Genomic DNA, 3573 nt, shown 5'->3' with positions numbered 1-3573 from the left:
GTTGGCACAGTTGCGAACTTTAGGACAGATTATCGATCGCGTGATAGAAGACAGTCGTAGGGGCGTTTCGCGAAACGCCCCTACGACTGAAAAAAAAACTCTATAGATAAGCCATCGGTTGCCCAGTTATCAATACCAGATAACATCCAACGGGGAATTGTGGGGTTAAAATCCTTGCCTCCCAGCGATTTTTTAGACTGTGAATGGAGGACAGGACAAGTATGTTTGCTAACTAACGATGGTACTGAGGTTACAGTCGCCCTAGCAAAGTCTCTCACTGCATTGGGATGGAAAGTTATTGTGGTTAATTTTCCCGAATCTATTGTGGCGAGAGAAAGATCGACCAAATCGGATCTAGAGTCGTTAACCTTGTTAGACACTGGGGAAGAACATCTCCAGCAACAGCTAAAGGAAGTCATAGCCAGATTTGGAGAAATTGCCGCTTTGATTCATTTGAGTCCTGCCAAAATAACTCCAGTTGCAGCTAAGGCTATTGTCAAGACGGTGTTTCTGCTGGCAAAACATCTCAAACCCTCCCTAAATAAAACAGCCGAAACAGGGCGCAGTTGGTTTGTGACCATATCTCAACTAGATGGCAAGTTGGGACTGGGGAAGGATAATCTCGAACCAATTATCGCGGGTTTATCTGGTCTAACTAAAACCTTGAATTGGGAATGGCAATCGGTATTTTGCCGTCATATCGATCTGAGTCCTCAACTGGATACGACAGCAGCAGTAAAAGCAGTCGTTGCCGAACTTTTTGATGCCAATCTTTTGTTAAGGGAAGTGGGAATATCGCCCCAGGGTAGGATAACTTTAGCAGGAGAAGATTATCCCCAAGAATTAGTTAGGGCAGATATAGATCCTAATATGGTGTTTTTGGTCAGTGGTGGGGGTAAGGGGATTACTGCCAAATGTGTCGTCAAACTCAGTCAACACTATCGATGCAAGTTTATTTTATTAGGGCGATCGCAACTCAATCCAGAACCAGATTGGGCTAATGGTTACGCTGAGGAAACGGAATTAAAACAACAAGCATTTACAGTTTTACGCGAGCGAGGAATAAAACCCACCCCCAAAGAAATAGATCGGTTAGTCAGAGGTATTTTAGCTAGCAGAGAAATCGCTCAAACCATACAGGCGATAGAACAAAATGGTTCGACGGCAGTATATTTAAGTGCGGATTTAACTAATAGTAATTTAAAGCAAAAACTTACTTCAATTACTCAAGAAATAGGACAAATAACGGGAATCATTCACGGTGCGGGAGTCCTGGCAGATAAACTAATCGAACATAAAACAGAAGCAGATCTCGAATGAGTTTATACAACTAAAATCACGGGATTAAATAACTTATTAAATTGTGTCGATCTCCAACAACTTAAGCATTTAATACTCTTCTCTTCTGCTGCGGGATTTTATGGTAATATCGGACAGGCTGATTATGCGATCGCCAATGAAATTTTAAACAAGTTTGCTTATCAATTTAAGAGTCAATATTCTCGTTGTAATGTTGTTTCTTTTAATTGGGGACCTTGGGACAGTGGTATGGTAACGCCACAACTAAAGGAAATGTTCGATCGACGAGGCGTGACAGTGATTCCTGTGGATGTCGGGACTAAAATATTTGTTGATGGGATAACTCGAAAACATTCTGCAACAGGACAAATTTTAGTTGGTGGTTCTCTAGTAAATCCCACTACTTCCCTGTCGGCAGATTTAAAGTCCTATCGTCTTCGGCGCAAGCTAAATTTAGCCGACAATCCGATTTTAAACGACCACATTATTGGCAATAATGTCGTGTTACCAGCTACTTTTGCGATCGCTTGGTTTGTGGATGCAGCAGAGAAACTTTATCCAGGATATAAGTTTTTTTCTTACCAAAATTTTAAGGTGTTAAAAGGAATTGTTTTTGATGAATCTTTGGCAGATGAATATATTTTAGATTTTCAAGAAATTAATAAAAAAAATAATAATCTGGAACTTTCGGCTTTAATTTGGAGTAAAGCTGGTTCAGCAACTCGCTATAACTACCAGATAGAACTTAAATTAATCAAAGAAAAAATATTGCCTCCAACCTCTAATAATTTAGAGAGTATTCAAGAAGAATCAAATATTAATTTATCTCCTTATGAAAATGACACTCTATTTCATGGAGAGAGATTTCAGGGCATCCAAAAAATATTAAAGATTGATGATAATCAGCTAATTCTAGAATGCAAACTACTCAAAGTTGAAAATCAAGAATTAGGACAATTCTATAGTCCCAATTTTCAGGCGATCGCAGCAGATATTCAATTTCAAGCCATCTTAGTATTGGTGAGATATTTAGATGATGCAGCTAGTTTACCTTGTGCTTGTCAATCTGGGGAATATTATCAAAATATACCTACAGGAGAAACTTTTTATATTTTTCTAAAGGTGCGATATAGAAGTGCGATCCAGTTATCGGCAGATCTAGTTTTTTGCGATAAATTAGGCAATATTTATATTCGTGTATCAGGTGCTAAAGTAACAATTAACAAACAGCTTAATAGCTTATTTATTCCAGCACATAAAAGATTAATTTTCCAACAAAATAAACGAATAAACAAAGATTTATTAATAAATTTTTGGCGCAAACAGCTAGGAATAGAACACCCTATTGCCGAAGCTCTATATCAAGGTTTGTACGATCGCTTTGTGGGTCAAATTATCATGGAAGATCCTGTGGAGTTTAAAGCTTTAAAACAACAGCCGAGACTCTATTTAGCCAACCATCAAGTGGCGATCGAATCCAATTTATTCATTTATACAATTTCGGCATTAACCAATAATTTTATTAATGCAGTGGCTAAAATCGAACATAAATCGAGTTGGATGGGAGAATTACACCAACAACTATCCGCTTATCCTCAAGTAAAAGACATTGAATTTAATTTCTATTTTGATCGCCAAAATCGCTCTTCTATGTTCGATTTGTTAAATGAAATCGAGCAAAAAATTCGCGATCGAGGTGATTCTTTGTTAGTTCACGTTGCAGGTACTCGTTCCCTTAGCTGTCGCGAAATAATTAAAGATATGAGTGCGGTATTTATTGACTTTGCCATCAATTTAAACATACCAATTATTCCAGTCAAGTTTGCTGGTGGTTTGCCCGTCGAACCACTATCATCGCCTTTAAATTTCCCTTACGGCTATACCCATCAAGATTATTATTTAGGTAAGGCAATTTACCCCCAAGAATTATCTAAATTAAGTAATCTCGAACGTAAAGAATTGATTCTTCATCGACTAAACAATTTAGGCATAATACCAGAAAAAACTCTACCCAATCCAGGCGATCTCAATCTCCAAAGAGAAGTAGAATTACGAAGATCGCAAACAGGCGTTAGTGAAGCTCGCGTCGTACTGAGCCGAGTATTAGAAACAGTAAAAATTAAAGATAATTTATTTGCTGAAAATACTTTAGAGAATCAATGGTTTAACGAGTTTCAAGCATGGTTGACCAAACATCATTGGTGACAAGTTAAGCTAATTTATCTTTAGTCAACTACTATCGATAGTTTTATTCATAAGTTTTTAATATTTACT

1 protein-coding gene and 1 pseudogene are annotated in these 3573 nt (G+C 37.6%); both read left to right on the top strand.

The genetic code is table 11. The features are described 5' to 3' along the window. Positions 1–870: 870 nt before the first annotated feature. Positions 871–1530: pseudogene (locus AC33VI_RS21995) on the top strand (SDR family NAD(P)-dependent oxidoreductase); the annotation flags it as partial. An 18-nt stretch (positions 1531–1548) separates the two neighbouring features. Beyond that, positions 1549–3504, top strand: coding sequence for a polyketide synthase dehydratase domain-containing protein (locus AC33VI_RS21990; RefSeq protein WP_491784405.1), 1956 nt, complete (start codon positions 1549–1551; stop codon positions 3502–3504). The last annotated feature ends 69 nt before the right edge of the window (positions 3505–3573 follow it).

The organism is Waterburya sp. (genome assembly GCF_058530065.1).
The sequence above is the reverse complement of the archived record's forward strand: the minus strand, read 5'-3'. Positions and strand labels throughout refer to the sequence as shown.

Bases quoted from the DNA above. Each gene is read 5' to 3' on its own strand.
- AC33VI_RS21990 (WP_491784405.1), top strand. From the start codon at position 1,549: ATGGTAACGCCACAACTAAAGGAAATGTTCGATCGACGAGGCGTGACA.